Here is a 26,144-nt window from a genome sequence, read left to right on the forward strand (position 1 = left end):
ACATGAAAGTTGGTGTTGTTGTAACAACCTACAACTCGCCTAGGTGGTTGGAGAAGGTATTGTGGGGCTACGAAAATCAGGACGACACTGACTTTACGCTGATTATTGCGGACGATGGGTCAGGCGATGAAACTAGGCAGCTCGTCAATCGCTTCGTTAGTAGAGGTAAGCTGAATATTGTGCACGAGTGGCAGCCGGACGATGGTTTTCAGAAAACAAAGATCTTGAATCAGTGCGTGCGTAATACGGACTGTGATTATCTGATCTTCACCGACGGCGACTGTATTCCAAGAAGCGACTATATTTCGGCGCACAAAGCCTTCGCGAGACCTGGAAGATTTGTTTCTGGTGGTCTGTATCGGTTGAGCATGGCCGTCAGCGAATCAGTGGAAGAAATGGATGTTGTCTCTCAGCAAGTGTTTGACTTTGCTTTTCTCCAACAACGAGGTCAGCAGCGTGACTTCAAAAAAAATAAACTGACTCGGAATCGCTTTCTGGCAACCTGTTTAAATAGATTGACGCCGACCAAAGCCACTTGGAATGGTGGCAATACAGGTTGTTGGCGTCGAGATATCTTGGCCGTCAACGGTTTCGACGAGCGGATGCAGTACGGGGGGCTGGATCGAGAAATAGGTGAGCGAATGTCGAACAATGGCATTAGGGGGGTCCAGGCGCGGTATTCGGTCATTACATTGCATCTTGATCATAGCCGTGGCTATGAGAACGAAGCGTCATGGAAGCGAAATCGCGCCATCCGCAATCTGGTCAAAAGCGAGCGACGTAATTGGACGGATTATGGGCTAGAGAGGACGAGCCGATTTCAAAACTAAACGGTTGACTCGCGTCCACCCATCCCTATAATGCGCCTCCGCTGTCACCGACAGCCGTCCTTGAAGCGCCGTTCGAAGTATTGAGTGGTGTTCTCCTAACAAGCTGATTCCTAAATGAATTTTGCAAATTAGAGTTGACAGGATGCAGCGCAGGCGTAGAATACGCGCCTCGCTTAAACGAGCGCCGACAGCGCGGCTCGTTGATCTTTAACAGTATTGGAATCAAGTAATTCGTGTGGGCGCTTGTGGGTCGACCAATAAGCCTTTCGGGATTCGTTCCGGAGGGGTAACTCGATCGACAAGTGACCTGTCAGAAATTCTGAGAGGCGTTTATTCCGCTTTGGCTTCGGTTGAAGTGTGAATGAGCTTGCGAACGAGTCATGAGTAAAGGCGGGGAGTCTTCGGGTTCTCTGCCAGACTTTAAACTGAAGAGTTTGATCATGGCTCAGATTGAACGCTGGCGGCAGGCCTAACACATGCAAGTCGAGCGGTAACAGGACTAGCTTGCTAGTTGCTGACGAGCGGCGGACGGGTGAGTAACGCGTAGGAATCTGCCCGGTAGTTGGGGATAGCCCGGAGAAATCCGGATTAATACCGAATAATCTCTGAGGAGGAAAGGGGGCTTCGGCTCTCGCTACTGGATGAGCCTGCGTGAGATTAGCTAGTTGGTGGGGTAAAGGCTCACCAAGGCGACGATCTCTAGCTGGTCTGAGAGGATGATCAGCCACACTGGGACTGAGACACGGCCCAGACTCCTACGGGAGGCAGCAGTGGGGAATATTGGACAATGGGGGCAACCCTGATCCAGCCATGCCGCGTGTGTGAAGAAGGCTTTCGGGTTGTAAAGCACTTTCAGACAGGAGGAAGGGTTGATGGTTAATACCCATCGACATTGACGTTACTGTCAGAAGAAGCACCGGCTAACTCCGTGCCAGCAGCCGCGGTAATACGGAGGGTGCGAGCGTTAATCGGAATAACTGGGCGTAAAGCGCGCGTAGGCGGCAAGTTAAGTTGGGTGTGAAAGCCCCGGGCTCAACCTGGGAACTGCATTCAAAACTGGCTCGCTTGAGTACGGCAGAGGAGTGTGGAATTTCCGGTGTAGCGGTGAAATGCGTAGAGATCGGAAGGAACACCAGTGGCGAAGGCGACACTCTGGGCTGATACTGACGCTGAGGTGCGAAAGCGTGGGGAGCAAACAGGATTAGATACCCTGGTAGTCCACGCCGTAAACGATGTCGACTAGCCGTTGGGACCTTTAAGGACTTGGTGGCGAAGTTAACGCGATAAGTCGACCGCCTGGGGAGTACGGCCGCAAGGTTAAAACTCAAATGAATTGACGGGGGCCCGCACAAGCGGTGGAGCATGTGGTTTAATTCGAAGCAACGCGAAGAACCTTACCTACTCTTGAAATCCAGAGAACTTAGCAGAGATGCTTTGGTGCCTTCGGGAACTCTGAGACAGGTGCTGCATGGCTGTCGTCAGCTCGTGTTGTGAAATGTTGGGTTAAGTCCCGTAACGAGCGCAACCCTTATCCTTATTTGCCAGCGGTTCGGCCGGGGACTATAAGGAGACTGCCGGTGACAAACCGGAGGAAGGCGGGGACGACGTCAAGTCATCATGGCCCTTACGAGTAGGGCTACACACGTGCTACAATGGCCGGTACAGACGGTTGCGAAGCCGCGAGGTGGAGCTAATCTGAGAAAGCCGGTCGTAGTCCGGATTGGAGTCTGCAACTCGACTCCATGAAGTCGGAATCGCTAGTAATCGTGAATCAGAATGTCACGGTGAATACGTTCCCGGGCCTTGTACACACCGCCCGTCACACCATGGGAGTTGATTGCACCAGAAGTGGGTAGCTTAACATTGGGCGCTCACCACGGTGTGGTTGATGACTGGGGTGAAGTCGTAACAAGGTAACCCTAGGGGAACCTGGGGTTGGATCACCTCCTTAAACCAAGACCTGCAAGTGTCCACAACGAATTACTTGATTCCTTGAAGATGTGAATGGATTAGCGACAGGGCTCGCTGATTTTTTGCGTGTCCAGGTTATGGGCGGCTCACCAAATCAGCCTACAGCCACTGACAATTTTTAGGACTGTAGCTCAGTTGGTTAGAGCGCACCCCTGATAAGGGTGAGGTCGGCAGTTCAAATCTGCCCAGTCCTACCAAATTTCTGCAATCCTGCGTTGGAAGCCCGCTCACGTATTGTTAATACGCTTCGCGAACTTCCGCCTTGTCTTGCGAAAATTAACCGAGTTCACTTTAGGGTTTATTCGGGCCAAGTTTTGGGGCTATAGCTCAGCTGGGAGAGCGCCTGCTTTGCACGCAGGAGGTCTGCGGTTCGATCCCGCATAGCTCCACCAAATCCGTCAATCCTGCGTTGAAAGGCGCGTCGCATAGATGACTATGCTTCCTTACCTTTCGCCTTGTCTTGACGAATTTGGTCATCGAGAACGTTCTGCAAAATCCTAAAAAAGAAAATCCATTCATTGTCCGCAACGCCAAGTGGTTTTGTTGTTTTAACAACAAGAACATTTCGCCTTGCGCAGACTCGCAAGCATCTTCTGTTCTTTAACAATCTGATTGAAGTTTTCTCAAAGAAAGAAAGTCTGATTGAACCAAGCGTAGCAATATCTTTGTCGTTCAAGACGTCGCTCATATAACGAGAGCGAGCAGAACAGAGCGAGGATTTTGTTTTCAGATCGAGGCGACTCGGAGCGCAGCCGCGCAGTGTGCTGAAAAGCACATGAGCAGCGAGCACCGAATCAACGAAGAGCTGGAAACAAAAGACCGGTCTGTGACACTCCTTCGGGTTATATGGCCAAGCGACTAAGCGTACAGGGTGGATGCCTTGGCAACTGGAGGCGATGAAAGACGTGGTAGCCTGCGAAAAGCTTCGGGGAGGTGGCAAACGACCTGTGATCCGGAGATGTCTGAATGGGGAAACCCACCCGCTTTTAGCGGGTATCTTGCACTGAATCCATAGGTGTAAGAGGCGAACCGGGGGAACTGAAACATCTAAGTACCCCGAGGAAGAGAAATCAACCGAGATTCCCTGAGTAGCGGCGAGCGAAAGGGGAGCAGCCCTTAAGCACCGGGCCGGCTAGTGGAAGGTTCTGGAAAGGACCGCCATAGTGGGTGATAGCCCCGTACACGAAAGCCCAACGGTGTGAAAACGAGTAGGTCGGGACACGTGATATCTTGACTGAAGACGGGGGGACCATCCTCCAAGGCTAAATACTCCCAGTTGACCGATAGTGAACCAGTACCGTGAGGGAAAGGCGAAAAGAACCCCGGAGAGGGGAGTGAAATAGACCCTGAAACCCTGTACGTACAAGCAGTCAGAGCCCCTTCGGGGGTGATGGCGTACCTTTTGTATAATGGGTCAGCGACTTACATTACGTGGCGAGGTTAACCGTATAGGGGAGCCGTAGCGAGAGCGAGTCTTAACTGGGCGTCCAGTCGCGTGATGTAGACCCGAAACCCGGCGATCTATCCATGGGCAGGTTGAAGGTTGAGTAACATCAACTGGAGGACCGAACCCACTAATGTTGAAAAATTAGGGGATGACCTGTGGATCGGAGTGAAAGGCTAATCAAGCCGGGAGATAGCTGGTTCTCCTCGAAAGCTATTTAGGTAGCGCCTCGGACGAATACCTACGGGGGTAGAGCACTGTTTGGGCTCGGGGGTCATCCCGACTTACCAACCCCATGCAAACTCCGAATACCGTAGAGTACTATCCGGGAGACACACGGCGGGTGCTAACGTCCGTCGTGGAAAGGGAAACAACCCAGACCGTCAGCTAAGGTCCCAAAATCCATGTTAAGTGGGAAACGATGTGGGAAGGCTTAGACAGCTAGGAGGTTGGCTTAGAAGCAGCCACCCTTTAAAGAAAGCGTAATAGCTCACTAGTCGAGTCGGCCTGCGCGGAAGATATAACGGGGCTCAAACATGGTACCGAAGCTACGGACTTGCCTTTGGCAAGTGGTAGAGGAGCGTTCTGTAAGCCGTTGAAGGTGGATTGAGAAGTCTGCTGGAGGTATCAGAAGTGCGAATGCTGACATGAGTAACGACAATGCGAGTGAAAAACTCGCACGCCGAAAGACCAAGGGTTCCTGTCCAACGTTAATCGGGGCAGGGTGAGTCGGCCCCTAAGGCGAGGCTGAAAAGCGTAGTCGATGGGAGACGGGTTAATATTCCCGTACTTGGGTGTACTGCGATGGGGGGACGGAGAAGGCTAGGTGAGCCAGGCGTTGGTTGTCCTGGTTTAAGTGTGTAGGGAGTGGGATTAGGCAAATCCGGTTCCACAATCCTGAGACACGATGACGGTGGTTCTACGGAGCCCGAAGTCACTGATGCCCCGCTTCCAGGAAAAGCCTCTAAGCTTCAGGTACACCCGAACCGTACCCGAAACCGACACAGGTGGTCAGGTAGAGAATACCAAGGCGCTTGAGAGAACTCGGGTGAAGGAACTAGGCAAAATGGTGCCGTAACTTCGGGAGAAGGCACGCTGGTGTGTACGTGAAGGTCCTGCGACTGGAGCGGAAGCCAGCCGAAGATACCAGGCCCCTGCGACTGTTTATTAAAAACACAGCACTCTGCAAACACGAAAGTGGACGTATAGGGTGTGACGCCTGCCCGGTGCCGGAAGGTTAATTGATGGGGTTAGCTTAGGCGAAGCTCTTGATCGAAGCCCCGGTAAACGGCGGCCGTAACTATAACGGTCCTAAGGTAGCGAAATTCCTTGTCGGGTAAGTTCCGACCTGCACGAATGGCGTAACGATGGGGGCGCTGTCTCCACCCGAGACTCAGTGAAATTGAAATCGCTGTTAAGATGCAGTGTATCCGCGGCTAGACGGAAAGACCCCGTGAACCTTTACTACAGCTTCACACTGGACTTTGAGCTTGTTTGTGTAGGATAGCTGGGAGGCTTAGAAGCGTGGACGCCAGTCCATGTGGAGCCGACCTTGAAATACCAGCCTGGCAAGTTTGAGGTTCTAACTCAGCCCTGTGATCCAGGGCGAGGACCGTGTGTGGTGGGTAGTTTGACTGGGGCGGTCTCCTCCCAAAGAGTAACGGAGGAGCACGAAGGTACCCTAAGCATGGTCGGAAATCATGCGGTTAGTGTAATGGCACAAGGGTGCTTGACTGCGAGACGGACAGGTCGAGCAGGTGCGAAAGCAGGTCATAGTGATCCGGTGGTTCTGTATGGAAGGGCCATCGCTCAACGGATAAAAGGTACTCCGGGGATAACAGGCTGATACCGCCCAAGAGTTCACATCGACGGCGGTGTTTGGCACCTCGATGTCGGCTCATCACATCCTGGGGCTGAAGCCGGTCCCAAGGGTATGGCTGTTCGCCATTTAAAGTGGTACGCGAGCTGGGTTTAGAACGTCGTGAGACAGTTCGGTCCCTATCTGCCGTGGACGTTGGAAAACTGAGAAGAGCTGCTCCTAGTACGAGAGGACCGGAGTGGACGAACCCCTGGTGTACGGGTTGTGATGCCAATCGCATTGCCCGGTAGCTACGTTCGGACGGGATAACCGCTGAAAGCATCTAAGCGGGAAGCCCCCTTCAAGATGAGTTTTCCCTGAGACTTCGAGTCTCCTAAAGGGCCCAGGAAGACGACCTGGTTGATAGGCTGGATGTGTAAGCGCTGTGAGGCGTTGAGCTGACCAGTACTAATGGCCCGTGCGGCTTGGCCATATAACGCCCAAGGGGTGTTGGCGGCTTGGACGAACAAAGAAGCAAAGATAGAGCTACGAGCAACACTTGGAACGATCGGACAGATAGAGATAGCTAGCTAGAAAGAACAAGCTAGCGAGAGATAAACGAGAAAACGTGTCAATCAGAGCGAATTGGGTGCGTTGTTGACAGAGGCCGCTATGACAATGGCTTCGTTGAAACCGTAAAAACAACAGCCACCAACCAGTTTGCTTGACGACCATAGAGCTGTGGAACCACCTGACTCCTTGCCGAACTCAGTCGTGAAACGCAGCCTCGCCGATGGTAGTGTGGGGTCTCCCCATGTGAGAGTAGGTCATCGTCAAGCTTTTAATACCGCCCCGGACCAGCGATGGTTCGGGGCTTTTTATTGGCTGGAGATCGGGGAACGACGATGACCTTCTCTACGAGTACCGGAGCGCCGGCCGGGTCATCGTCAAGCTTTTAATACCGCCCCGGACCAGTGATGGTTCGGGGCTTTTTATTGGGCCGGAAAATGGGTTTAGAAAAACCAGACATCCCTGTCCAGCGTTCTCCTTGCTATGCCCCCAAACTGATCACTCAATCATTCGCAGAAAAACGCACTCGATACCGATAGTGTTTTTTCGTTAGCAAATATTCCGGGTGAACACTTGCGCTCCAGGAATCATCGCCGCCGACACCCATGTGATACGCATCCAGGCGCAGTTCCAATCCAGCTTCTTCGATTAGTTCATGTTGATGGCGAGCCAGCGCTACCTGTGCTTGGTGATAAGGACTCAGCGCAAAGTGGAAGTCACCTTGCACGCGCAAAAGACCGATCTCCAAACGCCTCGTGTCGCAACGCAGACCGTTATCGCTGGGGAAGATATAAGGCGTATGAAGTTCATCAACGGAGGTCTGATGAACGCCCCAGTGTGCAGACAGTTTTCGGTCCGGATAGTTTTCGTGCGGGCCGCGGCCTAACCACTGAATGGTTTCGGGTTTTTGTACCAATCGCATCATTAAACCAATGCGTGCCACCGGTGGTAGACCGGCTGCTAATTGAACGTCCACATCAAGTGTCAATTGACCTTGGCCGTTTAACTGCCAGATCCAAGTTGAGGCGGCGCAGTCAACGCCATCAACCGACCAACGATTTTTTACAGTGACGATGGCAGTCTTTTGCTGCTGGTAAGCCGTCACTGAATAACAACGCCGTTGCAACCGATCTAACCCGACTGCCTGCCAGCGACTCGCCCAGGCATTGGGATCGATGCGCTCAGCTTCGCTGACGCCAATATCGTTATCCAGCGGTGCACGCCAGAAATTATCAATGGGTGCTTCAGTAATAATTTCCTGATCGTTGATTTGCCATGAGCGGATCAAGCCTGTTGTAGCATCAACGCTCACACGAACTTCGGCCGCTTGCATTAACCAGCCATTCGATTCTGCCGTCAGTTGGGCGGTATTATTTGAGTCGGCTGCTGTGGGATGTGGCAATTCACGGCTGGCGGGTAGTGCAAATTGATCACGTGCACACTCATGATGGGCAGCCGACCAGGGTGTTTCCTTTGGCTGAGATATCCAGACGTTCAGGTGGTATTGGCAACCGGCATTTGGTGTCGCCAGCGTTTCACTCAGTTGGAACCATTGTTGGCTTTGAGCGTCCAGATGAAGCGGCTGTTCTCCACTATCCAAAACCACACCATCTTCAGTCACGTTCCAGTGCAGTATTTCGTTATCGCTGTGGCGAAATAAAAATTCGCTGCGCACGGCAATCTTTAATGGCGCGGTTGAAACCAGTTCGAATTGAAAAAACTGCTGGCAACGTTTGGCTTCTAATAATGTTGGGTGCGGTGTGCGATCGGGAAACATTAAGCCGTTTATGCAGAACTGGCGATCATTGGGTTGGTCGCCAAAATCGCCACCGTAGGCCCAATAGGTTTTGCCGTCTTGGGTTTGTGCATTCAAACCTTGATCCACCCAGTCCCAAATAAAGCCGCCTTGCAGACGTGGGTACTGACGGAACGCTTGCCAATAGTCGGCAAAGTTGCCCAGGCTGTTGCCCATGGCGTGCGCGTATTCACACAGGATTAGCGGTCGATTTTCGTTGGGTAAACCGATCCACTTTTTGATTGCTAATTTAGGTACAGATACCGGCAGCGTCAGATCGTTGTCCAGTCGAGCGTACATTGGGCAGATGATGTCGGTTGCCGCGCTGTCGGCACCGCCGCCCTCATATTGAACCGGTCTTGTCGGATCGGTTTGTTTGATCCATTGATAGAGCGCATGGTGGTTTCCACCGAGGCCGGACTCGTTGCCTAACGACCAAACAATAATGCTCGGGTGATTGCGATCGCGCAGCACCATGCGACTGGCGCGCTCAAAATAGGCATTCATCCAGGCGGGATCATCGGAAACCTGACCGGATGGATTCAAGCCGTGTGTTTCGATGTTGGCTTCATCGATGACATAGAGGCCGTATTGGTCGCACAGCCGATAGAACTCCGGGTGGTTCGGATAGTGGGCCGTACGCACCGCGTTGAAGTTGTATTGCTTCATCAGGCGGATGTCTTCTTCCATATCCGCCGCTGTAACCGCATGACCACGTTCGGGATGATGCTCGTGTCGATTCACGCCGCGAATCAATAATGGTTGGCCGTTGATGCGCAATAAACCATCAAAAATTTCGACACTGCGGAAACCAACATCGTAGGCTTCGATATCAATAACTTGTTGTTGATCGTTTAGCAGTCGAACCACCAGACGATATAAATTCGGCGTTTCAGCCGTCCATTTTTCCGGACTAGCGACCGAAATTTCATGATGCACCCGGTCGCGAAAACCACCACGCTCATCCACCTCAACTTGACCGGCACTGGCGGTGATTTCATCGCTGACGGCTGTGCCATTGTGAAATAATTGCGCGGTTAATTGCGTAGATGGATCAGAAATTCGGCTACTGATATTGACGATCGCATCGCGATAACTGGCATCAAGTTTTGTCTGAATACAGACGTCTTCAATGCGCTGTTGGGGCTTGTGCAGTAACGACACATCTCGAAAAATGCCACTGAGCCACCACATGTCCTGGTCTTCCAGATAACTGCCGTCCGACCAGCGAATCACCATCACCGCCAGTCGGTTGCTACCGGCAATTAAGACATCGCTCAGGTCGAATTCTGTGGGCAATCGGCTGTCCTGGCTGTAACCGATCCAACGGCCGTTACACCAAAGATGAAAAGCGGAATTAACGCCATCAAAACGGATGCGCGTTTGACCGTTCAGATGGTCAGCTTTTATTTCAATGTCGGTGAAATAACACCCGGTTGGGTTGTCGCTGGGAACCTGAGGTGGCTTCGGTTCGAACGGGTATTGCACGTTGGTGTAGATCGGCCGGTCGTAGCCTTGGCATTGCCAGTTGGACGGCACATCAATGCGGTCCAGCGTGGTTATATCGACGCTGTTTTCAAACCAGTCGGCCGGAACCGATTCTGGCCGGTCGAACAGTCGAAAGGCCCAGGATCCGTTCAAACTGCGGTTACGCCAGGATGGGTTGTTATCCAGCGCAGCGTTGAGACCATCGTACGAATGCAGCGGGCTGTGTGCGGCCAATTTGTTGGCGCCCACGACGGCCGGGTTTTCCCAATCGCGTCGCGCCAGAATTTCCAAAAATGTTGGCATTCCAACCTCCAGAAACAAAACAGGGCGACGCAGGGTCGCCCAAAATCAGCTCAGCAAAAACTCAGCGGAATACGCGCTGACGAACCCGTTCCAGATTATTCAAAATGGCATCCAGACGATCCGGATTCACCATAAATTCCTGGAACCCTTTCATACCTTCGGACGCCATGGCCGGGTCGGTGTCGCGGTCATAAAACTGTGCGGTACCGTCGGCTTCAGACAACATTTTCAGACCTTCTTGCAAGAAGTGGTTGTCGCCGGCTTGAGCTTGAGCATTGGTTGGCAGTTGGTTCAAGCCCAGGTTCAGGCGAGTCTGAACATCCGGTTGTGCAACATACGCCAGGAAACGCTTCGCGTCGGCTTTGTTTTTGGCGCGAGACGGAATGTGCACGGTATCGGTCGGCGCGTCTTCGTACATGCCGACACTGGGATCGATTTGCGGGAATTGGAAGAAACCGTAGTTCGAGCCTTCCGGGAAACTCGGCGTTAGGAAATTACCCATCAGGTACATACCAGCCTCGCCATTCAGCAAAGGTGCCTGAGCTTCCTGCCAGCTGTAGGACGCGTGGTTTTCCAGGAAGTAGCCGCCATCGACCAGTTGACGCCAGTTCGCGAATGTCGCACGGACACGATCGTCGGTGTAAGGAATTTTTCCGTCCATTAAATCAATGTGGAAATCCAGGCCGTTGGTGCGCAGGTTCAGATAGTCGAACCAGCCTGCGGCGGTCCACAAAAACTTGGTGCCGATGGTGATGGGGGTGTAACCGTTCTGCTTGAGAGTTTCACAGACGTTGAGAAATTCTTCCCAGGTCTGAGGTTCGCTCAAACCCAACTCGTCAAAGATGTCGGCGTTGTAATACAGGCCCCACTGATAGTAAGTAGCCGGTACACCATACTGCTCGCCATCGACCGACATGGACGCGCGCGTTGAGGCGAAATCGCGATCCATGTTGTTCTCTTCCCAAACGTCCGATACCGGTTCAAACAAACCGCGATCAACAAAGAATTTCATCCGGTTGCCGGCAAACCAAAACACAACATCCGGTGGCGATGTGACCAGCCAATTGCGGATGGCGCTTTTGTAACCTTCGTGATCGTATTCGTTCAGTTGAACATCGATGTCCGGATTGGCCGCTTCGAAATCGGCGATGATATTAGTCCAGGTTTCGCGTGGCGCCGGATCGGATTGGTTGGAGTTGATGACCAGGGTTCCCGCCTGGGCCTGGCCGAGTAACAAGGCGCCAAGGGCGCTGGCAGTCAGTAGGTGTTTCAGTTTCATGGCTTCGTCCTTCTTTGTTGTTGTGAGACGACGGTTGGGGCCAAGGCCCCTGTTCGTGGCGTTGCGGTAAAAACCAAGGCACAACGCCGGGCGAAACGTGTTAAGCGTTCAGCGCTTCAATGGCCAACACCAGCAGGCTGTCCGGGTCCATCACTGGCAGCGGCAAGCCAATATTCATCAATTCGATGCCAGATAATTGCATCGTTTTCAGTTGCATCCACTCCGGTTTTATTTTCATCAGATGACCAGTGTTTTTGGGTTCAAATAGGATGCTGATTTGGTAGCGCTGTTTGGCGTCGAGGCATCGAATTTTCAGAGAATTGCCCATGGCCAGTGTGGGCATCCGTTGTTGAAAAACACTGATTAAATGATGGTCGTTGTGGCTGACGGCGAAAGCGATTTGCGCATCGTCGCCCGTGTCGAGTGCTTGTCGGATTCCGCTGTGAATAACCGGCCGCCAGGCTTTATGCAACGCAATGCCTTGGCTTAATTCTTCGAAGGCAGCGTCGTCCAAATCACGGATGTCCCATTCAATACCCAGGTGCCCGAAGAAAGCGGTACCAATGCGCACATCGTTGCTATGAACGCGACTGGTGGTGTGGCTTTTGGGTGGGCCAATGTGGCTGCCGATGACTTCAGCGGGGAAGAACAGCGCTGACCACTGTTGCATGATCTGGCGTTCGTGTGCGTCGTTGCAGTCGCTTAACCAGAACCGATGCGTGCGCTGTAGTATGCCGAAATCCATGCGTGCGCCGCCGGACGCACAGGACTCGATCTCAACGTCTGGATGGTGCGCGCGCAGTCGATCCAGCAAGGTGTACAAACCCAATGTCTGACGATAACCAGCGGCGCGTCCGTCGGCGTCGGCGGCTTGTACATGGTCACGGTTCATATCCCATTTCAGGTAGCGAATGGGGTAGTCGTTGAGCAGTTGATTCAGATGCTTAAACAGATATTCGCGAACCTCGGTTCGCGTTAAATCGAGCACGCGTTGCTGTCGCGCCAGAGGTTGGTGTTGTCCGGCAATGGCCAACACCCAGTCGGGGTGTTGCTCGTGCAAACGTGAACGTGGATTCACCATCTCCGGTTCGACCCAAAGGCCGAATTCGAGGCCGTTTTTTTTCAGGGTCGCAGCCAGTGGATGCAGTAATTGCGGATAAACATCGGGGTCGACCACCCAGTCGCCGAGACCTGCGCTGTCGTCGCGTCGGCCGAGAAACCAGCCGTCGTCGAGCACGTAACGTTCGGCACCGACGCGTGCCGCCGCTTCAGCCAATCGATCCAAACCGTCCTGGTTATGATCGAAGTACAGCGCTTCCCAGGTGTTGATATGAACCGGCCGTTCTTTGGCGCCGGACAGCGGCACGATGCGTTGGCGAACAAAGGTTTGGAAACGTTCGGCGATGCCGTTGTATCCGCGTTCTGATCGACAAGCGTAGAGTTTGGGTGCGGTAAAAACGTCACCAGGCTTGAGTTGAACTTCGCCGGGCATTAACTGAGCACCAGCCTGATATTGGCAGAAGCCGAGCTGGCTGCGTTCCAAGCGCTGACGATGATTGCCGCTCCAGCCGAGATGGAAGCCGTAAACGGTGCCGAGGTCGGGTTTGAAATCTGTATCGCTGACCAGCAAGCCGGGAAAATGATCGTGTGAGGTGCGGCCGCGCAGGTTGGTGTATTCGAGTGAGCCGAGCGGCAGACGATCGCGTTGCGGTTGGAATTCGTGCACCCAACGGCCGCTGAAACTCATCACTTCGGTCATCGATGTGGGCAGCGGCAAAGTGCTTAACCATTGCTCCAGCGACAGGGTGCGAGTGCCGACGTTGGTGAGTTGCGTTGAGACAGTTAACACATCGGTGTCGGCATCAAGTTGCAGTTGCCAGTCGAGTTGAATGTGGCCGTTAACGGCCTGCAATTGAAACCTCAGTTGATGATCGTCGTGGGAGACGCATCGGCTGTCCCACTGTGGCGCCCAATGTTCACCTTCGACATGGCAACGCAGGGCTGGCTCCAAAAAAGTGCCGTCGGCCAAGGTCGGTGCAATGCTCAGCTCTGCGCGTTCATCGAGGCCGGCTTGTGGCAATGCCCGCTGCCACAATTGGCTATTGGGTTCGATCGCCAAGGGTGTGCCCCAATAGCGCAGAATGGGCGCGCCGGCAGCCGGTTGTTCGATCAACAGGCTGGCGTTGCGACTGTGCAGAGCGTAAAGCGTCATCAAATTAACCCTTGGTTGCGCCCAGCGTCAGGCCGGCAATGAAATGACGTTGCATGGTGAAAAACAGAATCACCGGCGGCAGCGCGGCAACAATGGAGCCGGCTGAAATCAATTGCCAGGACGCCAGCCATTGGCCGCGTAGGGCGCTGATGCCGGCCGTCACCGGTCGTACTTCGTCACTTTGCACCAATACCAGTGCCCAGAAATAATCGTTCCAGACGAAGGTGAAAATCAGCACCGCCAAAGCAGCCAGTGCGGGGCGTACCAACGGCAAAACAATGCGCGAAAAAATGTGCCATTCACTGGCGCCATCGAGGCGACAGGATTCAAATAATTCGTCCGGCAAATCGACAATGAAGTTGCGCATAAAGAGCGTACAAAAGCCGGTCTGAAAAGCGGTGTGAAAGAAGATCAATGCCCAGACACTGTCGTATAAACCCAGGTCGATAGTCAGGTCGCGTACTGGAATCATCAGAATTTGGAAGGGCACAAAATTGCCGCCAATAAAGGTGGCGAAAATTGCCAGCCGTCCGCGGAATCGATATTTGGCTAACGCGAAACCGGCGAGTGTTGCCAGGGCAACCGACGCCACCATGACCGGCACGGTGATCAGCACGCTGTTGAATAAATAGCGGCCCATGTTGGAGCGGGTGAATACGGCGGTGTAGTTCTCGATCAGCATCCATTCTTTTGGCCAGCCCCAATAATTGCCGGCGTTGATGTCGGCAATGGAGCGCACCGAGGTCATCAATACCGCGAACAGCGGCAGTAGCCACAGCACAATGGACAGCGGTAAAGCGACTTTGTAACTGATGCGCGTCAGCGGCGAGGTTTGTTGGATCGGAGTGGGAAACATCTTAGCCTCGCTCGGCCCGCAGCATGCGCCACAGGAAGAAAGAAATGTAGATCAGCATGATGGCAAACAGCACCGTCGCGATGGCCGCGCCGTAGCCCATGCGGTAATTGAAAATGGCTTGTTCGTACATGAAAAACGCCAGTACGGACGAACTGCCGTAAGGCCCGCCGCCAGTCATGGTGGCGACCAGATCGAATGAACGCAGTGCGCCGATAACGGTTACGACAACCGCCAGAAAAGTGGCCGGACGCAATTGCGGAATAATGACGTGCCGAAGCATTTTCCAGCCGTGGGCGCCGTCCATGCGGGCAGCTTCAATTTGTTCCGGATTCAAATTGTTCAGGCCGGTCAGATACAAAATCATGGTGTAGGCGATTTGCGGCCACAGACCGGCGGCAATGATGCCGTAGGTCACCATGGTTTCGTCGGCGAGAATCGGTAGTGGACCCATGCCGAACAGGCCCAGCGCTTTTTGCAGCAGGCCGTAGCTGGGGTCGTAAAACCAGGAGAAGACGACGCCAACGATGACCTGAGAAATCACAAAGGGAAAAAAGAATAAGGATTTGACCGCGCGAATGCCGAGCACTTGCTGGTTCAGAAACAGCGCCACACCCAAACCCAGCGGCACCGCCAGCATGTAAAACACCAGCCAGAGGATGTTGTTTTTAAGCGATGTCCAGAACAGCGGGTCTTCGGTGAGCTCGACGTAATTACCCAGGCCGATGAACACCTTGTCGCCGAAACCATCCCAATCGAAAAAGCTGATCCAGATGCTTTGCAGGATGGGCGAGACTACATAGACCAGAAAGAAGAGCATGGCCGGCAGCATGAACAGCCAGGGCGTGAGGCGTTGCCAACGATCGGTGCCGGAAAAGTCGTGCACGACGCACTCCTACTTATGAATGTTGTTGTTATGTTCGGGCGCTTGGCTGGCCCGTTGGTGGACGAGTATGGTGAGCCTTGGAAACGTTTTCAAGAATTTTTTCAATCCGCGCCCGTTCGGCTTATTCGAATATATAATATGGCCCTCTTAGCCCTGATTGTGTGGGGTGTATGAAATGAAATCGTTTTCAGATTTGGCGTAAATGGCGACAACTGTCACTGTCGGTTGAGGCTTGAAGCGGTACACTGCCGCAACGCAAATGACGCACCGGCACCGTTAAGTACCGCCCCGTTATTGATCAACAATAAAAACCGAAGGAGTCCTTATGTCCGACACCCTGCTTGCCATTGACCAAGGCACCACCAGTACGCGCGCCATCCTGTTCAATCGTGATGGTCAGGCGCTGCACAGTGCTCAGCAGGAATTCCGGCAAATCTTTCCGCGCAACGGCTGGGTGGAACACGCCCCGGAGGACATCTGGCAGAGCACCGTCAGCGTGTGTCGTTCGGTGCTGGAAAAGGCCGGTATGGAGGCCTCGGAAATCCGCGCCATCGGCATTACCAATCAGCGTGAAACGACGCTGGTATGGGACAAACAAACCGGCGAGCCGGTGTACAACGCCATCGTCTGGCAGGACCGCCGCACCGCCGATTTTTGCCATCAGCTGCGCGACGCTGGCAATGCCGCCTGGGTCGCCGAAAAGACCGGCTTGTTGCTCGATCCGTATTTTTCCGGCACCAAGGTTCGCTGGATTCTGGACAACGTTGATGGCGCTCGAGAACGAGCCGAACGCGGCGAACTCGCCTTCGGCACCGTCGACAGCTTTCTGCTGTGGCGGCTGACCGGTGGTGCTGAACACGCCACCGACGCCACCAACGCCTCGCGCACCCTGTTGTTCAACATTCACACTCAAAACTGGGACAGCGCTCTGTTGGACATGCTCGACGTACCGGCGTCCATGATGCCGACGGTCAAAGACTGCGCCGCTGACTACGGCAACACCGATCCCAGCCTGTTCGGCGCCGCCATTCCGATTCGCGGCATCGCCGGCGACCAGCACGCTGCTCTGTTCGGCCAGGCCTGCTATCAGCCAGGTATGGTGAAAAGCACCTACGGCACCGGCTGCTTTATGGTGATGAACACCGGCAAGAAGCCGTTGTTGTCGCGCAACAAGTTGTTGACGACGGTCGGTTATCGGTTGAACGGCGAAGTCACCTACGCGCTGGAAGGGTCTATTTTTATGGCCGGGGCAACCATGCAGTGGTTGCGCGACGGTTTGAAACTGATCGACAAAGCCTCCGATTCGACGGCTCTGGCGGAACAGGTGGGGCCGGATCAGGCGGTGTATCTGGTGCCCGCCTTTACTGGCCTGGGTGCGCCTTATTGGGATCCGGATGCGCGCGGCGCCGTGGTAGGGCTAACACGCGATTCCGGCATTGCCGAAGTGGTGACGGCCGGTTTGCAGAGTGTCGCCTACCAGACCCGCGATCTGGTGGACGCCATGCGTGCCGACGGTGCCAAAGAGCTGGAAGGCTTGCGCGTCGATGGCGGCATGGCGGTCAACGACTGGACCATGCAGTTTCTGGCCGACATCCTCGGCACCCGGGTTGATCGACCCACCGTGACTGAAACCACGGCATTAGGCGCCGCATTTCTGGCTGGATTGGCATCGGGCCTTTACACTTCTTTGGACGACATTGCCGCCTACTGGCAATGCGATCGACGTTTCGATGCCCAAATGCCAGCGACGGACCGCGACCGGCTTTACGCCGGCTGGCAGCGGGCAGTTAAGGGGGTGCGGCAAGTCAGTCACGACGGTTAACATCCGGCCGAGTGGCTTCAGAAAATCCGACGAACGCCGTTATCTATAGCAGTCCGCCTTGATACAGCGGCTTGGATAGCGGCGCTGCCCCGCCAACCCAGTACAGATGCATCAGTAACGGAATACTTAATAAAAGGTTCGCCTAATAAAGAAGGTATCGACTATGAAGTGGGGTTCGATCAAGCCTGGCCTGAAATTGAATGTGGCTTCGCGGCTGAATCTGGCGTTTGCGGTCTTGTGTCTGGCCATCATTGCCGTGGTCGTGCTGGGTGCGCTCGGTCTGGATCGCATTAACGGCGGCGTCAGTCGGGTGGTGACCGGTGCCGCGCCGGCGCAGAAATCGGTCGGCGATTTGCAGATTGAATTGCTGCAAATCAGCAGCCTCGCCATCGAACACTACAACACTCTGGATGCGGAGCAGTTGGGTCGACTGGAAGCGGATTTCGATGCCACGACAGTGGCGTTTGCCAACGAGGCTGCCGAGCTGGGCGAGCATTTGGACCGCTTAGGCACACTCGAGGCGAGTCGCCGCGATTTGAAAAAAATCGTCGAGCGCAGTCAGGCTTTATTCGACAGCATTCGTGAAAACATGCGCATTTACAGCCAGTCGTTGCAGGCGCAACAGCAGATTGCCGCCATTCGCGTTGATTTGCAGACCGTCATTGGTGATCTGGATGCCGTCTTTCCCACCTACCTTGATGCCGTTGAAGGCACCGACAACAGCGAGCTGCTGTACGACATTCGCGATCTGGTGGTGCGCGGCTCCGCCTGGGCGCGCGAACTGGCTTTGGTCAATACGCTGACCGATTTTCGTGAAGCCCAGGACAACTTCCGCGACTTTGCCAACGACTACGGCCGGGTCGGGTTTCAGATGATGGCGCGCGCCCGTCAGGAGCCGGTGATCGGCGAATTCCAGCGCGAGCTTGGCCCATTGGTCAGTCAGTTGGTGGAAAAAGTCACCGCCAATGAAGGCCTCGCGCCGTTGCAGAACGATTTCCTGCAAATCAAAGCCGCGCTGCGCACCGGCGTCGGTCAGACTCAGGATGGCCTCAGCACCGAAGTCGCATTGCTCAGCCGCATTGCGGCGCGGGTTGATGCCGCCGCCGGTTCCATCGGCTCGCGCGCGCAGGATGAAGTGGTACGGTCGCGCCTGGCGCTGATCGCCGTCGCGGCGGTCGCCGTTTTGTTCTGTGTGCTGGTGTCGGTGCTGGTGGTGCGGTCCATTCGCCAACCGCTGAAACGGTTGCGACGTTATATGACGCAAGTCGGCGAGGGCGATTTCACCGCCCGTTTCGGCCGCCACAGCCGCGATGAACTGGGCGACATCAGCCAGGCAACCGAACAATTGGTGGAAACCCTGAGCGGCATGATCGGCCGCATTCAGGCGCACAACCAGACGCTGAGCCAGGTAGCGCACGACACCACCGCCATTTCCGACCAGACCCGCGCCAGCGTTGAACGTCAGCGCACCGAACTCGACATGGTGGTTACCGCCATCAACGAAATGACCTCGTCGATTCGCGAAGTCGCCAGCAATGCCGAAGTCGCCAGCCGGGAAATGCGCGACAGCGAACAGGACGCCCGCGTCATCGACACCACCGTCCAGGCAACGATGACCGCCGTCAGCGCGTTGGAAGAAAAAATGGCCAGCGCGGCTGAAGTAATTCGGCGGTTGGACGAAGGCGTCACCAGCATCGAAGACATTCTGGCGACTATTCGTGGCATCGCCGAACAGACCAATCTGCTGGCGCTGAACGCCGCCATTGAAGCGGCCCGGGCTGGCGAACAAGGCCGAGGTTTTGCCGTTGTGGCCGACGAAGTGCGTACTTTGGCTGGCCGCACTCAGGCTTCGACCGAAGAAATTCGCGTCAAAATTGAATGGATGCTGGAGCAATCGGCATCGGCGGTAGCGGTGATCGAAACCAGCCAGGCGGCGACTCAGGATGTTGCCGAACAGGCGCGTTCGGCGCAGGAACGCTTCGCGCGCTTTATGGAAGCGATGACGCATCTGAACGAACTGAACATGCTGATCGCCACCGCCTCAGAACAACAAAGTGCGACCACCGAAGAGATCAACCGCAACATTGTTGCCATTCGCGAAGTGTCTGAAGGCACCGCAGAAGGCGCGCAAAAAGCGGCGGAACAAACGCACCAGTTGCAGAACGTGGCGCGCGATCTGGACCAGGCGGTGCAGCAATTTAAGGTCTGACGGTATCTGACGGTATAGGTAGGGCCAGGCTTCAGGCTTTGGCCCAGTGCACCGAAACGCCAGCTTCGGCAAACATCGACTCGCTGATCTTCACCTTATCGCCCCAGCGCGACAGATAATCCGCGTTCTGCTCCGGGCAATGCACCACGGCAATGCCAGTTTGAATAATCTTGGCGGCGCAGTTGGGGCAGGGGAAATGCGTCACCCAGATTTCACAACCGGCCAGATCGCGCTTGGCAAACAGGATGGCGTTTTCTTCGGCGTGAATGGTTTTGGCGTATTTGAGATCGCGGTCTTCGGTGTCGGCACGGTCCGATACCCCATGCGGATAACCGTTAAACCCGAGTGACACCACCCGGTTGCCTTGGGTGATGACCGCGCCGACCTGCGTCGACGGGTCTTTGCTCCAGGAGCCAACCAGTTCCGCCATCTGAAAAAATCGACTTGCCCACTTGCTGGCCATCTCGGCTCTCCTTGGATTTTCGTGCTGCGTTTGTAGCAGACCCGCACAGCGGCGTAAATCCAGGCTGCCGCCTGTCAGCGTGATGCGATGGTGCAACGGCCGCCGATTCACGCCAGCGCCATTGAAATCGACCCCTCGCGCTACCACTTATAGGCCTCGTTTTTTCGCCGGTTAACTGGCTCGCCCACCCCCAGAACCGGCCCGCATTTCACGGGAGTTTCATGACCTTAGCCCTCGATATTCAGCAACTGCGCAAGGTGTATGACAATGGCTTTGAAGCGCTCAAAGGCATTGATCTGAGCGTTGCCCAAGGCGATTTCTTCGCACTGCTCGGCCCCAACGGCGCCGGCAAATCCACCACCCTCGGCATTGTGTCTTCGCTGGTGAACAAAGGTTCCGGCCAGGTTCGCGTCTGCGGTTTTGATCTGGACACCCAGCGCGAAGCGGTTAAGCGCAGCCTGGGCGTCGTGCCGCAGGAGTTCAATTTCAATCCGTTCGAAAAAGTCGACGACATCCTGATCCAGCAAGCGGGCTATTACGGCATCAAACCGAAGCCGGCCGCCGTGCGTGCGGAGAAATATCTGAAGCAACTGGATTTATGGGACAAGCGCGATGTGCCAGCGCGAATGCTCTCCGGCGGCATGAAACGTCGTTTGATGATCGCCCGGGCGCTGGTACACGAACCGCGTATGCTGATTCTGGACGAACCGACAGCCGGCGTGGACATCGAAATCCGCCGCTCCATGTGGCAATTCCTGCGCGATCTGAACGCCCAAGGCACCACCATCATTCTGACCACGCACTATCTGGAAGAAGCCGAAAGCCTGTGCCGCAATATCGCCATCATCGATCGCGGTGAAATCATCGCCCAGGCACCAACCCGGCAACTGCTGCAAGATAAACAACGCTCCACCTTCGTCGCCGACCTGGACCAGACGCTGACGCAAGCGCCCACGCTGAACGGCTACAACTGCCGACTGACCGACGATGGCAGCCTGGAATTCGATCTGGCTCACGACGAAAACCTGAACGATGTCTTCGCCCAGTTCCAACAGCACGGTCTGGTGGTTACCAGCATTCGTCCGAAAACCAACCGACTGGAAGAATTGTTTGTGGATCTGACGTCGAAAAAACCCAATCAGGAGAGCGCTGCATGAACCATCCGTATTGGGTCGCTTTCTACGCCATTTTGTCTAAAGAAGTGCGCCGTTTTATGCGCATCTGGATTCAGACATTGCTGCCGCCCGCCATCACCATGGTGTTGTATTTCATCATTTTCGGAAATCTGATCGGCAGCCGCATCGGCTCGATGGACGGCGTGAATTACATGCAATACATCGTGCCGGGTTTGATCATGATGTCGGTGATCACCAACAGTTACGGCAACGTCAGTTCGAGTTTTTTCTCCAACAAATTCCAAAAATCCATTGAGGAATTATTGGTATCGCCGGTGCCCAACTGGGTGATTATGCTCGGCTTTGTGTTCGGCGGTGTGGCGCGCGGCCTGGCCTGTGGCGTTATCGTACTGTTGCTCAGCCTGTGGTTTACCCATCTGCAAGTGCACAATCTGTGGGTCTTGCTCAGTGTGATTCTGATGACCGCCGTGGTGTTCTCAACCGCCGGTTTGATCAACGGTTTGTACGCCACCAAGTTCGATGACGTGTCCATTGTGCCGACTTTTATTCTGACGCCGCTGACCTATTTGGGCGGAGTGTTTTATTCGGTCGCGCTGTTGCCGGACGTCTGGCAATGGGTCAGCAAGTTGAACCCGATTTTGTACATGGTGAACACCTTCCGCTATGGCTTTATTGGCATCAGCGACATCTCGCTGTCGTTCGCCTACGGCATGTTGTTTGTGTTCCTGGCGGCGCTGATGGGTTGGGCGTTGTATCTGCTCAACACCGGCCGTGGTTTGCGTAACTGAGCTGACTGAAAAAGAGATAACCATGTCGACACCCGAACAAAGCCCACTGGGCAAAACCAGCGCCTACATCTGCGAATACGACGCCAGCCTGCTGTTCCCAATTGACCGACAAGGCAAGCGCGATGAAATTGGCGTCGATGGCGCGGCGCTGCCGTTCCGTGGTGTCGACATCTGGAACGCCTACGAGCTGTCCTGGCTGAACCCCAAAGGCAAGCCGGTGGTGGCGCTGGGTGAGTTTTTCATTCCGGCCGACTCGCCGCGCTTGATCGAATCCAAATCGTTCAAGCTGTATCTGAACTCGTTCAACCAAAGCCACTTCGCCAGCCTGCGCGAAGTCGCCGAAACCATGACCGCCGATTTGAGCAACGCCGCCGGTGCCGAAGTAAGGGTCACGCTGGTACCGCTCGGCCAGATGGGCCACAGCGCAGACATCTTTGCCCTGCCGGGCGAAAACATCGACGAGTTGGACATCGAGACTGATCAATACCAGACCGACCCGACATTGTTGGCGACGCTGCCGGGCGAGCCGGTGCACGAAGTGCTCAACAGCCACTTGCTCAAATCCAACTGTCTGGTTACCGGCCAACCGGACTGGGGCAGCGTCGTCATCGACTACCACGGCCCCAAACTCGACCGCGCTGCGCTGCTGAAATACCTGATCTCCTTCCGCCAGCACAACGAATTCCACGAACAATGCGTCGAGCGTATTTTTCAGGATTTGCGTGCGCACTGCGGCACCGAACAATTGACCGTGTACGCCCGTTACGTTCGACGCGGCGGACTCGACATCAACCCTTACCGCAGCAACGACCCAGCGTTCGAAGCCGACAACCGCCGGCTGGTTCGACAATAGCCGTCGTCAACAAACGGATCGCAGCTAAGCGCTTGTTTTCCCTGAAAAACTTGCATTGGCCCGGTCGATCCGCTAGAGTTCGCCGCCGTTGCGCCGCGTGTGGCGACAGCGTGTATGGTGAGGTGGCCGAGTGGTCGAAGGCGCACGCCTGGAAAGTGTGTATACGGAAACGTATCGAGGGTTCGAATCCCTCCCTCACCGCCAGAATTAAAAAAGCCCCCGGCCCAAAAGGCCGGGGGCTTTTTTAATTCTGTCAGTTGCGGGCGGTGTGGACGAACCCTCTGGTTCGACTGGACGCCCAGCGTCCAGGACCGCCGCAGGCGCCCGAAGGGTGAGGTGCGAAGCACCTCAGTCCATCCCGACCGGGCGTGCCTATATCTCCGTCTTTGGTTTTGTGCGCTCATTCTGATCACCCGACACTTCACTCAATCTCAATTCAGCGCCGCTTTAACACCTTCAGTATTCAAATTCACATCCCCGGTCACCTTCAGCCGGTGCCGTTTCCCAATCGGCCGCACCACCACCGACAGCATCGTCGCCTCGCCCAACACCCTCAGTCGCACGCCCAGCGGGCCGTCGAATTTTGGCTCGGCATTGAGTACTACATAAATAATTTCGTCATCGACCCGCAGCGGGAACCAATTGGAATTTTCGCGATAACCGTGGATGACGCCGGTGCTCAAACTGAGCCAGCCCGGCCAATTCCAGCGATAACCGGCGCTGTAGGATCGGTCGCCGAACGAATTGACGAAGGTGGCGATTTCCCAATTGTGGTAGCCGGTGCCAATCAGTTGGTTGTCTTCGTACAGGCCTGTGGAAATCCAATGGTGGGTCGCCAGGCCCATTTCGATTTCAAAGTCGTCCGCCTGGCCTGGCGCCGGCAGCATCAGGGCCGCCAGTAACGCAAATAAGGCGGTTGGTGGGCGTGGTTGCAAACAAGGTAAGGGCTGAGTCACGGGCGACAGACCTTGGTGCCGGGGTGTTTTAAAAGTAGACCTGCTTCACATTTTTGGTAGCGCGCGATCACGCTTCAGCCCGACTTGACCCCACTGCGGAAAACCCCCATCGTCGTCCGCCTCTTCGCTAGGCGCTGCCCGATGTTGCAACTGATTCAACTGACCATCCCCGGACTCAACCCACTCACCCTTGAACTCACACCCGGCCAGATTCTCGGTGTGTCTGGTCCCTCGGGCTGCGGTAAATCGCGCTTGCTGCGCGCCCTGGCCGACCTGGATACGCACCAGGGCGAGGTGCGTTTGAACGATCAACCGCAATCGGCCTTTGCCGCGCACGACTGGCGCCGCCAGGTGATGTTGGTGCCGGCGGAAAGTCAGTGGTGGTTCGATTCGGTGGCTGAGCATTTTCCGCAACAAAGAGTGCACGACTGGCAAGCGTTGGGGTTTGCGTCGGACCCCACCGACTGGTCGGTCGATCGGTTATCTACCGGCGAAAAGCAGCGTCTGGCGTTGTTGCGGGCACTGGCGTATCAGCCGCGCGTTTTGTTGCTCGATGAACCGACCGCCAACCTCGACGAAGGCAGTCGCTCTCTGGTGGAAAACTGGCTGGTAAGCCTGATTCGCCGTGAGCAGAAAATCGCCATCTGGGTCGGGCACGATACCGCGCAATTACAGCGAGTGGCGGATCAACGCCTGTCGTTCGGCCGTTCGGCTGAGGCGGTAAGCGTATGAACGTTATCGATTTGAGCGTCTGGCAACTGTGTCTGGTAGCGGCTTTATTACTGGTGTTGGCGGCCACCCTGTGGGCGGCGCGTTTGGGGGTGAGTGGCAGTCTGGTGGTGGCAGCGTTGCGCACGGCGGTGCAGTTGTCGCTGATTGGTTTGGTGCTGGAGGCGTTGTTCGCGGTCGGTGCGTTGCTGTGGGTGGCGTTGCTGGCTCTGGGCATGTTGGTGATTGCCGGGCGTGAAGTCTGGGTGCGGCAATCGCGACCGCTCACAGGCGGTTGGGGGTTCGGCATCGGTACGCTGTCGATGTTCATTTCGGCGTTCAGCGTGACTATTTTGATGCTGGCCGTCGTGATTCGCCCCGACCCCTGGTACCAGCCGCAATACGCCATTCCGCTGCTGGGCATGTTGCTCGGCAATACCATGAATTCAGTGACCCTGGCGCTGGACCGTCTGACCGAGTCGGCCTGGCGGCAACGCGCTGTGATCGAAGCGCGCTTGATGCTAGGCGAAAAGGCACCACAGGCGCTGAGCGACATTCGCCGGGCTGCGGTGCGTTCGGGGCTGATTCCGGTCATCAATGCCATGGCCGCTGCCGGTGTGGTGAGCGTGCCGGGCATGATGACTGGTCAGATTCTCGCCGGCAGCGCGCCGTCGCTGGCGGTGAAATACCAGATCATGATTATGTTTGGCATCACCCTGGGTTCCGGCTTCGGGACGCTGTTTGCGGTGAATCTGGCCAGTCGGCGGTTGTTTGATGCCCGTCAGCGCCTGCGCCTGGACCGGTTACGGTCCAGCCGGGGTTAACAGCCGCGGGTTACACCGGAGGCCGAACCACCAGGGAGAGAATGGTCGCCTCGCCCAATACACGCAGGCGGAGGTTTACTGGGGCTTGCATGAAGGTTTCGGCGTTGAGGGAGACGAACACCACTTCGTCATCGATACGCATCGGAAACCAGGTGGCGTTGACGCCATAACCATGAATGATGCCGGAGCTGACGCTGAGCCCCCGGAACAGATCCCAGCGATAGCTGCCGCTGTAGGATCGGTCGCCAAAGGAATTGATGAAGGTCGATGCTTCCCAGCGTTTGTAGCCGGTGCCCACCAGGCGGTTATCTTCGTAGAGTCCTTCGGAAACCCAGTGATGGGTGGCAACGCCCAGTTCAATTTCGAGCCCGTCGGCGGGGTAAACGCTGCCAATTGTGAAGGGTAAAAGTATCCAGGGTCGGAACATGGTCAGTCTCCCAGAGCAGAGGGTCGGCCGAGGCCGATGTGTTCTGGCGACTACACGTCCGTGTCTGCCGGAGTTACCTAATGTGTCGGTTCCGGCAGAGGAAACTTGAGCGGGGGGTTCAGGTGGGGGCGTTGCTCAGGGCGTTGTTTCAGTCTGGGCGGGCTGTTGCGCGGCCCAGTCGAGCAGGGCGTCCAGCGCCGGGCACAGCGATTGCCCCCAGTCAGTCAGACAATATTCCACTTTCGGCGGTACCTGATGGTGCACGATGCGGCGGACGATGCCGTCGTTCTCCAATTGCCGCAGTTGCTGAATCAGCATTTTCTGGGAAATGCCGTCGATGGCTTTTTCCAAATCGGAAAACCGCAACACCTGCCCGCCGAACAGATGGAACAGAATGATCAGCTTCCAGCGGCCTTCCAGCATCTTTAATGCTTTTTCGACACCTTCGGCGGCGGTATCCCGCGTAAAATTGTGTTTCTTACTCATGGGTAAGTACCATACTTTTTTGTCGGTTCTTGTCATTTTATAG

At 55.4% G+C, this 26,144-nt stretch carries 18 protein-coding genes, 3 tRNA genes and 3 rRNA genes; 14 read left to right on the forward strand and 10 right to left on the reverse strand.

Annotated elements, in window-relative coordinates:
* Positions 1 to 2 precede the first annotated feature (2 nt).
* From DW349_RS05315 to DW349_RS05330, 4 genes are all read left to right on the forward strand, one after another.
* Positions 3 to 830, forward strand: coding sequence for a glycosyltransferase family 2 protein (locus tag DW349_RS05315; protein ID WP_108125903.1), 828 nt, complete (start codon positions 3 to 5; stop codon positions 828 to 830).
* A gap of 422 nt (positions 831 to 1,252) precedes the next feature.
* Positions 1,253 to 2,781, forward strand: a 16S ribosomal RNA gene (locus DW349_RS05320).
* 140 nt (positions 2,782 to 2,921) lie between these two features.
* A tRNA-Ile gene (locus tag DW349_RS05325) sits at positions 2,922 to 2,998 on the forward strand.
* 119 nt (positions 2,999 to 3,117) lie between these two features.
* Positions 3,118 to 3,193: transfer RNA gene (locus tag DW349_RS05330), tRNA-Ala, on the forward strand.
* A 41-nt stretch (positions 3,194 to 3,234) separates the two neighbouring features.
* On the opposite strand, the gene DW349_RS17335 is transcribed toward DW349_RS05330, so the two are convergent.
* On the reverse strand, positions 3,235 to 3,477 hold the full coding sequence (locus DW349_RS17335) for a hypothetical protein (RefSeq protein WP_157954439.1): 243 nt from the start codon (positions 3,475 to 3,477) through the stop codon (positions 3,235 to 3,237).
* 172 nt (positions 3,478 to 3,649) lie between these two features.
* Here DW349_RS17335 and DW349_RS05335 point away from each other — a divergent pair.
* Positions 3,650 to 6,536, forward strand: a 23S ribosomal RNA gene (locus DW349_RS05335).
* Positions 6,537 to 6,766: 230 nt separating this feature from the next.
* Positions 6,767 to 6,882 (forward strand): 5S ribosomal RNA (rrf, locus tag DW349_RS05340).
* The 16S, 23S and 5S rRNA genes sit together here with 2 tRNA genes alongside, the layout of an rRNA operon.
* A 233-nt stretch (positions 6,883 to 7,115) precedes the next feature.
* Here the strand turns inward: rrf and DW349_RS05345 are convergent.
* From DW349_RS05345 to DW349_RS05365, 5 genes are all read right to left on the reverse strand, one after another.
* A complete protein-coding gene (locus DW349_RS05345) occupies positions 7,116 to 10,199 on the reverse strand; it encodes a beta-galactosidase (protein WP_108126982.1) in 3,084 nt (1,027 codons plus the stop codon).
* 61 nt (positions 10,200 to 10,260) lie between these two features.
* The gene (locus tag DW349_RS05350) at positions 10,261 to 11,478 is read right to left on the reverse strand and encodes an ABC transporter substrate-binding protein (RefSeq protein ID WP_108126980.1); all 1,218 of its coding nucleotides are present in this window, start codon (positions 11,476 to 11,478) and stop codon (positions 10,261 to 10,263) included.
* 100 nt (positions 11,479 to 11,578) lie between these two features.
* Positions 11,579 to 13,690: an alpha-galactosidase gene (locus DW349_RS05355; RefSeq protein ID WP_108126978.1), complete on the reverse strand. Its 2,112-nt coding sequence runs from the start codon at positions 13,688 to 13,690 to the stop codon at positions 11,579 to 11,581.
* Between the two features lie 4 nt (positions 13,691 to 13,694).
* Positions 13,695 to 14,546 carry a carbohydrate ABC transporter permease gene (locus DW349_RS05360; RefSeq protein WP_108126976.1) on the reverse strand — a complete coding sequence of 284 codons (852 nt, stop codon included), beginning with the start codon at positions 14,544 to 14,546 and terminating at the stop codon, positions 13,695 to 13,697.
* 1 nt (position 14,547) lies between these two features.
* The gene (locus DW349_RS05365) at positions 14,548 to 15,429 is read right to left on the reverse strand and encodes a carbohydrate ABC transporter permease (RefSeq protein WP_232819375.1); all 882 of its coding nucleotides are present in this window, start codon (positions 15,427 to 15,429) and stop codon (positions 14,548 to 14,550) included.
* A gap of 325 nt (positions 15,430 to 15,754) precedes the next feature.
* On the opposite strand from DW349_RS05365, the gene glpK reads away from it, so the two are divergent.
* Both glpK and DW349_RS05380 read left to right on the forward strand, forming a co-directional pair.
* The gene (glpK, locus tag DW349_RS05375) at positions 15,755 to 17,251 is read left to right on the forward strand and encodes a glycerol kinase GlpK (protein WP_108126972.1); all 1,497 of its coding nucleotides are present in this window, start codon (positions 15,755 to 15,757) and stop codon (positions 17,249 to 17,251) included.
* Positions 17,252 to 17,414: 163 nt separating this feature from the next.
* Positions 17,415 to 19,460 carry a HAMP domain-containing methyl-accepting chemotaxis protein gene (locus tag DW349_RS05380; protein WP_108126970.1) on the forward strand — a complete coding sequence of 682 codons (2,046 nt, stop codon included), beginning with the start codon at positions 17,415 to 17,417 and terminating at the stop codon, positions 19,458 to 19,460.
* 31 nt (positions 19,461 to 19,491) lie between these two features.
* Here the strand turns inward: DW349_RS05380 and DW349_RS05385 are convergent, their stop codons facing one another.
* Complete coding sequence (locus tag DW349_RS05385) at positions 19,492 to 19,923, reverse strand: dCMP deaminase family protein (RefSeq protein WP_108126968.1); 432 nt, start codon at positions 19,921 to 19,923, stop codon at positions 19,492 to 19,494.
* Positions 19,924 to 20,144: 221 nt separating this feature from the next.
* Here DW349_RS05385 and DW349_RS05390 point away from each other — a divergent pair, with 221 nt between their 5' ends.
* From DW349_RS05390 to DW349_RS05405, 4 genes are all read left to right on the forward strand, one after another.
* On the forward strand, positions 20,145 to 21,080 hold the full coding sequence (locus tag DW349_RS05390; RefSeq protein WP_108126966.1) for an ABC transporter ATP-binding protein: 936 nt from the start codon (positions 20,145 to 20,147) through the stop codon (positions 21,078 to 21,080).
* Entirely contained in the window at positions 21,077 to 21,847 is a 771-nt protein-coding gene (locus DW349_RS05395; RefSeq protein ID WP_108126964.1) for an ABC transporter permease, read from the forward strand. Before DW349_RS05390 ends, DW349_RS05395 begins: the two co-directional genes overlap by 4 nt.
* Positions 21,848 to 21,869: 22 nt before the next feature.
* Positions 21,870 to 22,700, forward strand: a complete 831-nt coding sequence (gene queF / locus DW349_RS05400; RefSeq protein WP_108126962.1) for an NADPH-dependent 7-cyano-7-deazaguanine reductase QueF — start codon at positions 21,870 to 21,872, stop codon at positions 22,698 to 22,700.
* A gap of 116 nt (positions 22,701 to 22,816) precedes the next feature.
* Positions 22,817 to 22,904: transfer RNA gene (locus DW349_RS05405), tRNA-Ser, on the forward strand.
* Between the two features lie 227 nt (positions 22,905 to 23,131).
* Here DW349_RS05405 and DW349_RS05410 read toward each other — a convergent pair.
* A complete protein-coding gene (locus DW349_RS05410) occupies positions 23,132 to 23,656 on the reverse strand; it encodes a hypothetical protein (RefSeq protein WP_157954438.1) in 525 nt (174 codons plus the stop codon).
* A gap of 141 nt (positions 23,657 to 23,797) precedes the next feature.
* Between DW349_RS05410 and DW349_RS05415 the strand changes: the two genes are divergently transcribed.
* A complete protein-coding gene (locus DW349_RS05415) occupies positions 23,798 to 24,388 on the forward strand; it encodes an ABC transporter ATP-binding protein (RefSeq protein WP_108126958.1) in 591 nt (196 codons plus the stop codon).
* Complete coding sequence (locus DW349_RS05420; RefSeq protein ID WP_108126956.1) at positions 24,385 to 25,188, forward strand: ABC transporter permease; 804 nt, start codon at positions 24,385 to 24,387, stop codon at positions 25,186 to 25,188. Before DW349_RS05415 ends, DW349_RS05420 begins: the two co-directional genes overlap by 4 nt.
* Positions 25,189 to 25,198: 10 nt before the next feature.
* Here DW349_RS05420 and DW349_RS05425 read toward each other — a convergent pair whose 3' ends face one another.
* On the reverse strand, positions 25,199 to 25,615 hold the full coding sequence (locus DW349_RS05425; RefSeq protein WP_108126954.1) for a hypothetical protein: 417 nt from the start codon (positions 25,613 to 25,615) through the stop codon (positions 25,199 to 25,201).
* A gap of 135 nt (positions 25,616 to 25,750) precedes the next feature.
* Positions 25,751 to 26,101, reverse strand: coding sequence for a winged helix-turn-helix transcriptional regulator (locus tag DW349_RS05430; RefSeq protein ID WP_198650562.1), 351 nt, complete (start codon positions 26,099 to 26,101; stop codon positions 25,751 to 25,753).
* Between the last annotated feature and the right edge of the window lie 43 nt (positions 26,102 to 26,144).

Source organism: Saccharospirillum mangrovi (assembly GCF_003367315.1).
GTDB lineage: Bacteria > Pseudomonadota > Gammaproteobacteria > Pseudomonadales > Natronospirillaceae > Saccharospirillum > Saccharospirillum mangrovi.

Coding starts and splice junctions, on each gene's coding strand:
- DW349_RS05355 (WP_108126978.1), bottom strand. CDS start 13,690: ATGACGCTTTACGCTCTGCACAGTCGCAACGCCAGCCTGTTGATCGAA.
- DW349_RS05425 (WP_108126954.1), bottom strand. CDS start 25,615: ATGTTCCGACCCTGGATACTTTTACCCTTCACAATTGGCAGCGTTTAC.
- DW349_RS05315 (WP_108125903.1), top strand. CDS start 3: ATGAAAGTTGGTGTTGTTGTAACAACCTACAACTCGCCTAGGTGGTTG.
- DW349_RS05390 (WP_108126966.1), top strand. CDS start 20,145: ATGACCTTAGCCCTCGATATTCAGCAACTGCGCAAGGTGTATGACAAT.
- queF (WP_108126962.1), top strand. CDS start 21,870: ATGTCGACACCCGAACAAAGCCCACTGGGCAAAACCAGCGCCTACATC.
- DW349_RS05360 (WP_108126976.1), bottom strand. CDS start 14,546: ATGTTTCCCACTCCGATCCAACAAACCTCGCCGCTGACGCGCATCAGT.
- DW349_RS05350 (WP_108126980.1), bottom strand. CDS start 11,478: ATGAAACTGAAACACCTACTGACTGCCAGCGCCCTTGGCGCCTTGTTA.
- DW349_RS05395 (WP_108126964.1), top strand. CDS start 21,077: ATGAACCATCCGTATTGGGTCGCTTTCTACGCCATTTTGTCTAAAGAA.
- glpK (WP_108126972.1), top strand. CDS start 15,755: ATGTCCGACACCCTGCTTGCCATTGACCAAGGCACCACCAGTACGCGC.
- DW349_RS05415 (WP_108126958.1), top strand. CDS start 23,798: ATGTTGCAACTGATTCAACTGACCATCCCCGGACTCAACCCACTCACC.
- DW349_RS05345 (WP_108126982.1), bottom strand. CDS start 10,199: ATGCCAACATTTTTGGAAATTCTGGCGCGACGCGATTGGGAAAACCCG.
- DW349_RS05380 (WP_108126970.1), top strand. CDS start 17,415: ATGAAGTGGGGTTCGATCAAGCCTGGCCTGAAATTGAATGTGGCTTCG.
- DW349_RS05385 (WP_108126968.1), bottom strand. CDS start 19,923: ATGGCCAGCAAGTGGGCAAGTCGATTTTTTCAGATGGCGGAACTGGTT.
- DW349_RS05420 (WP_108126956.1), top strand. CDS start 24,385: ATGAACGTTATCGATTTGAGCGTCTGGCAACTGTGTCTGGTAGCGGCT.
- DW349_RS05430 (WP_198650562.1), bottom strand. CDS start 26,101: ATGAGTAAGAAACACAATTTTACGCGGGATACCGCCGCCGAAGGTGTC.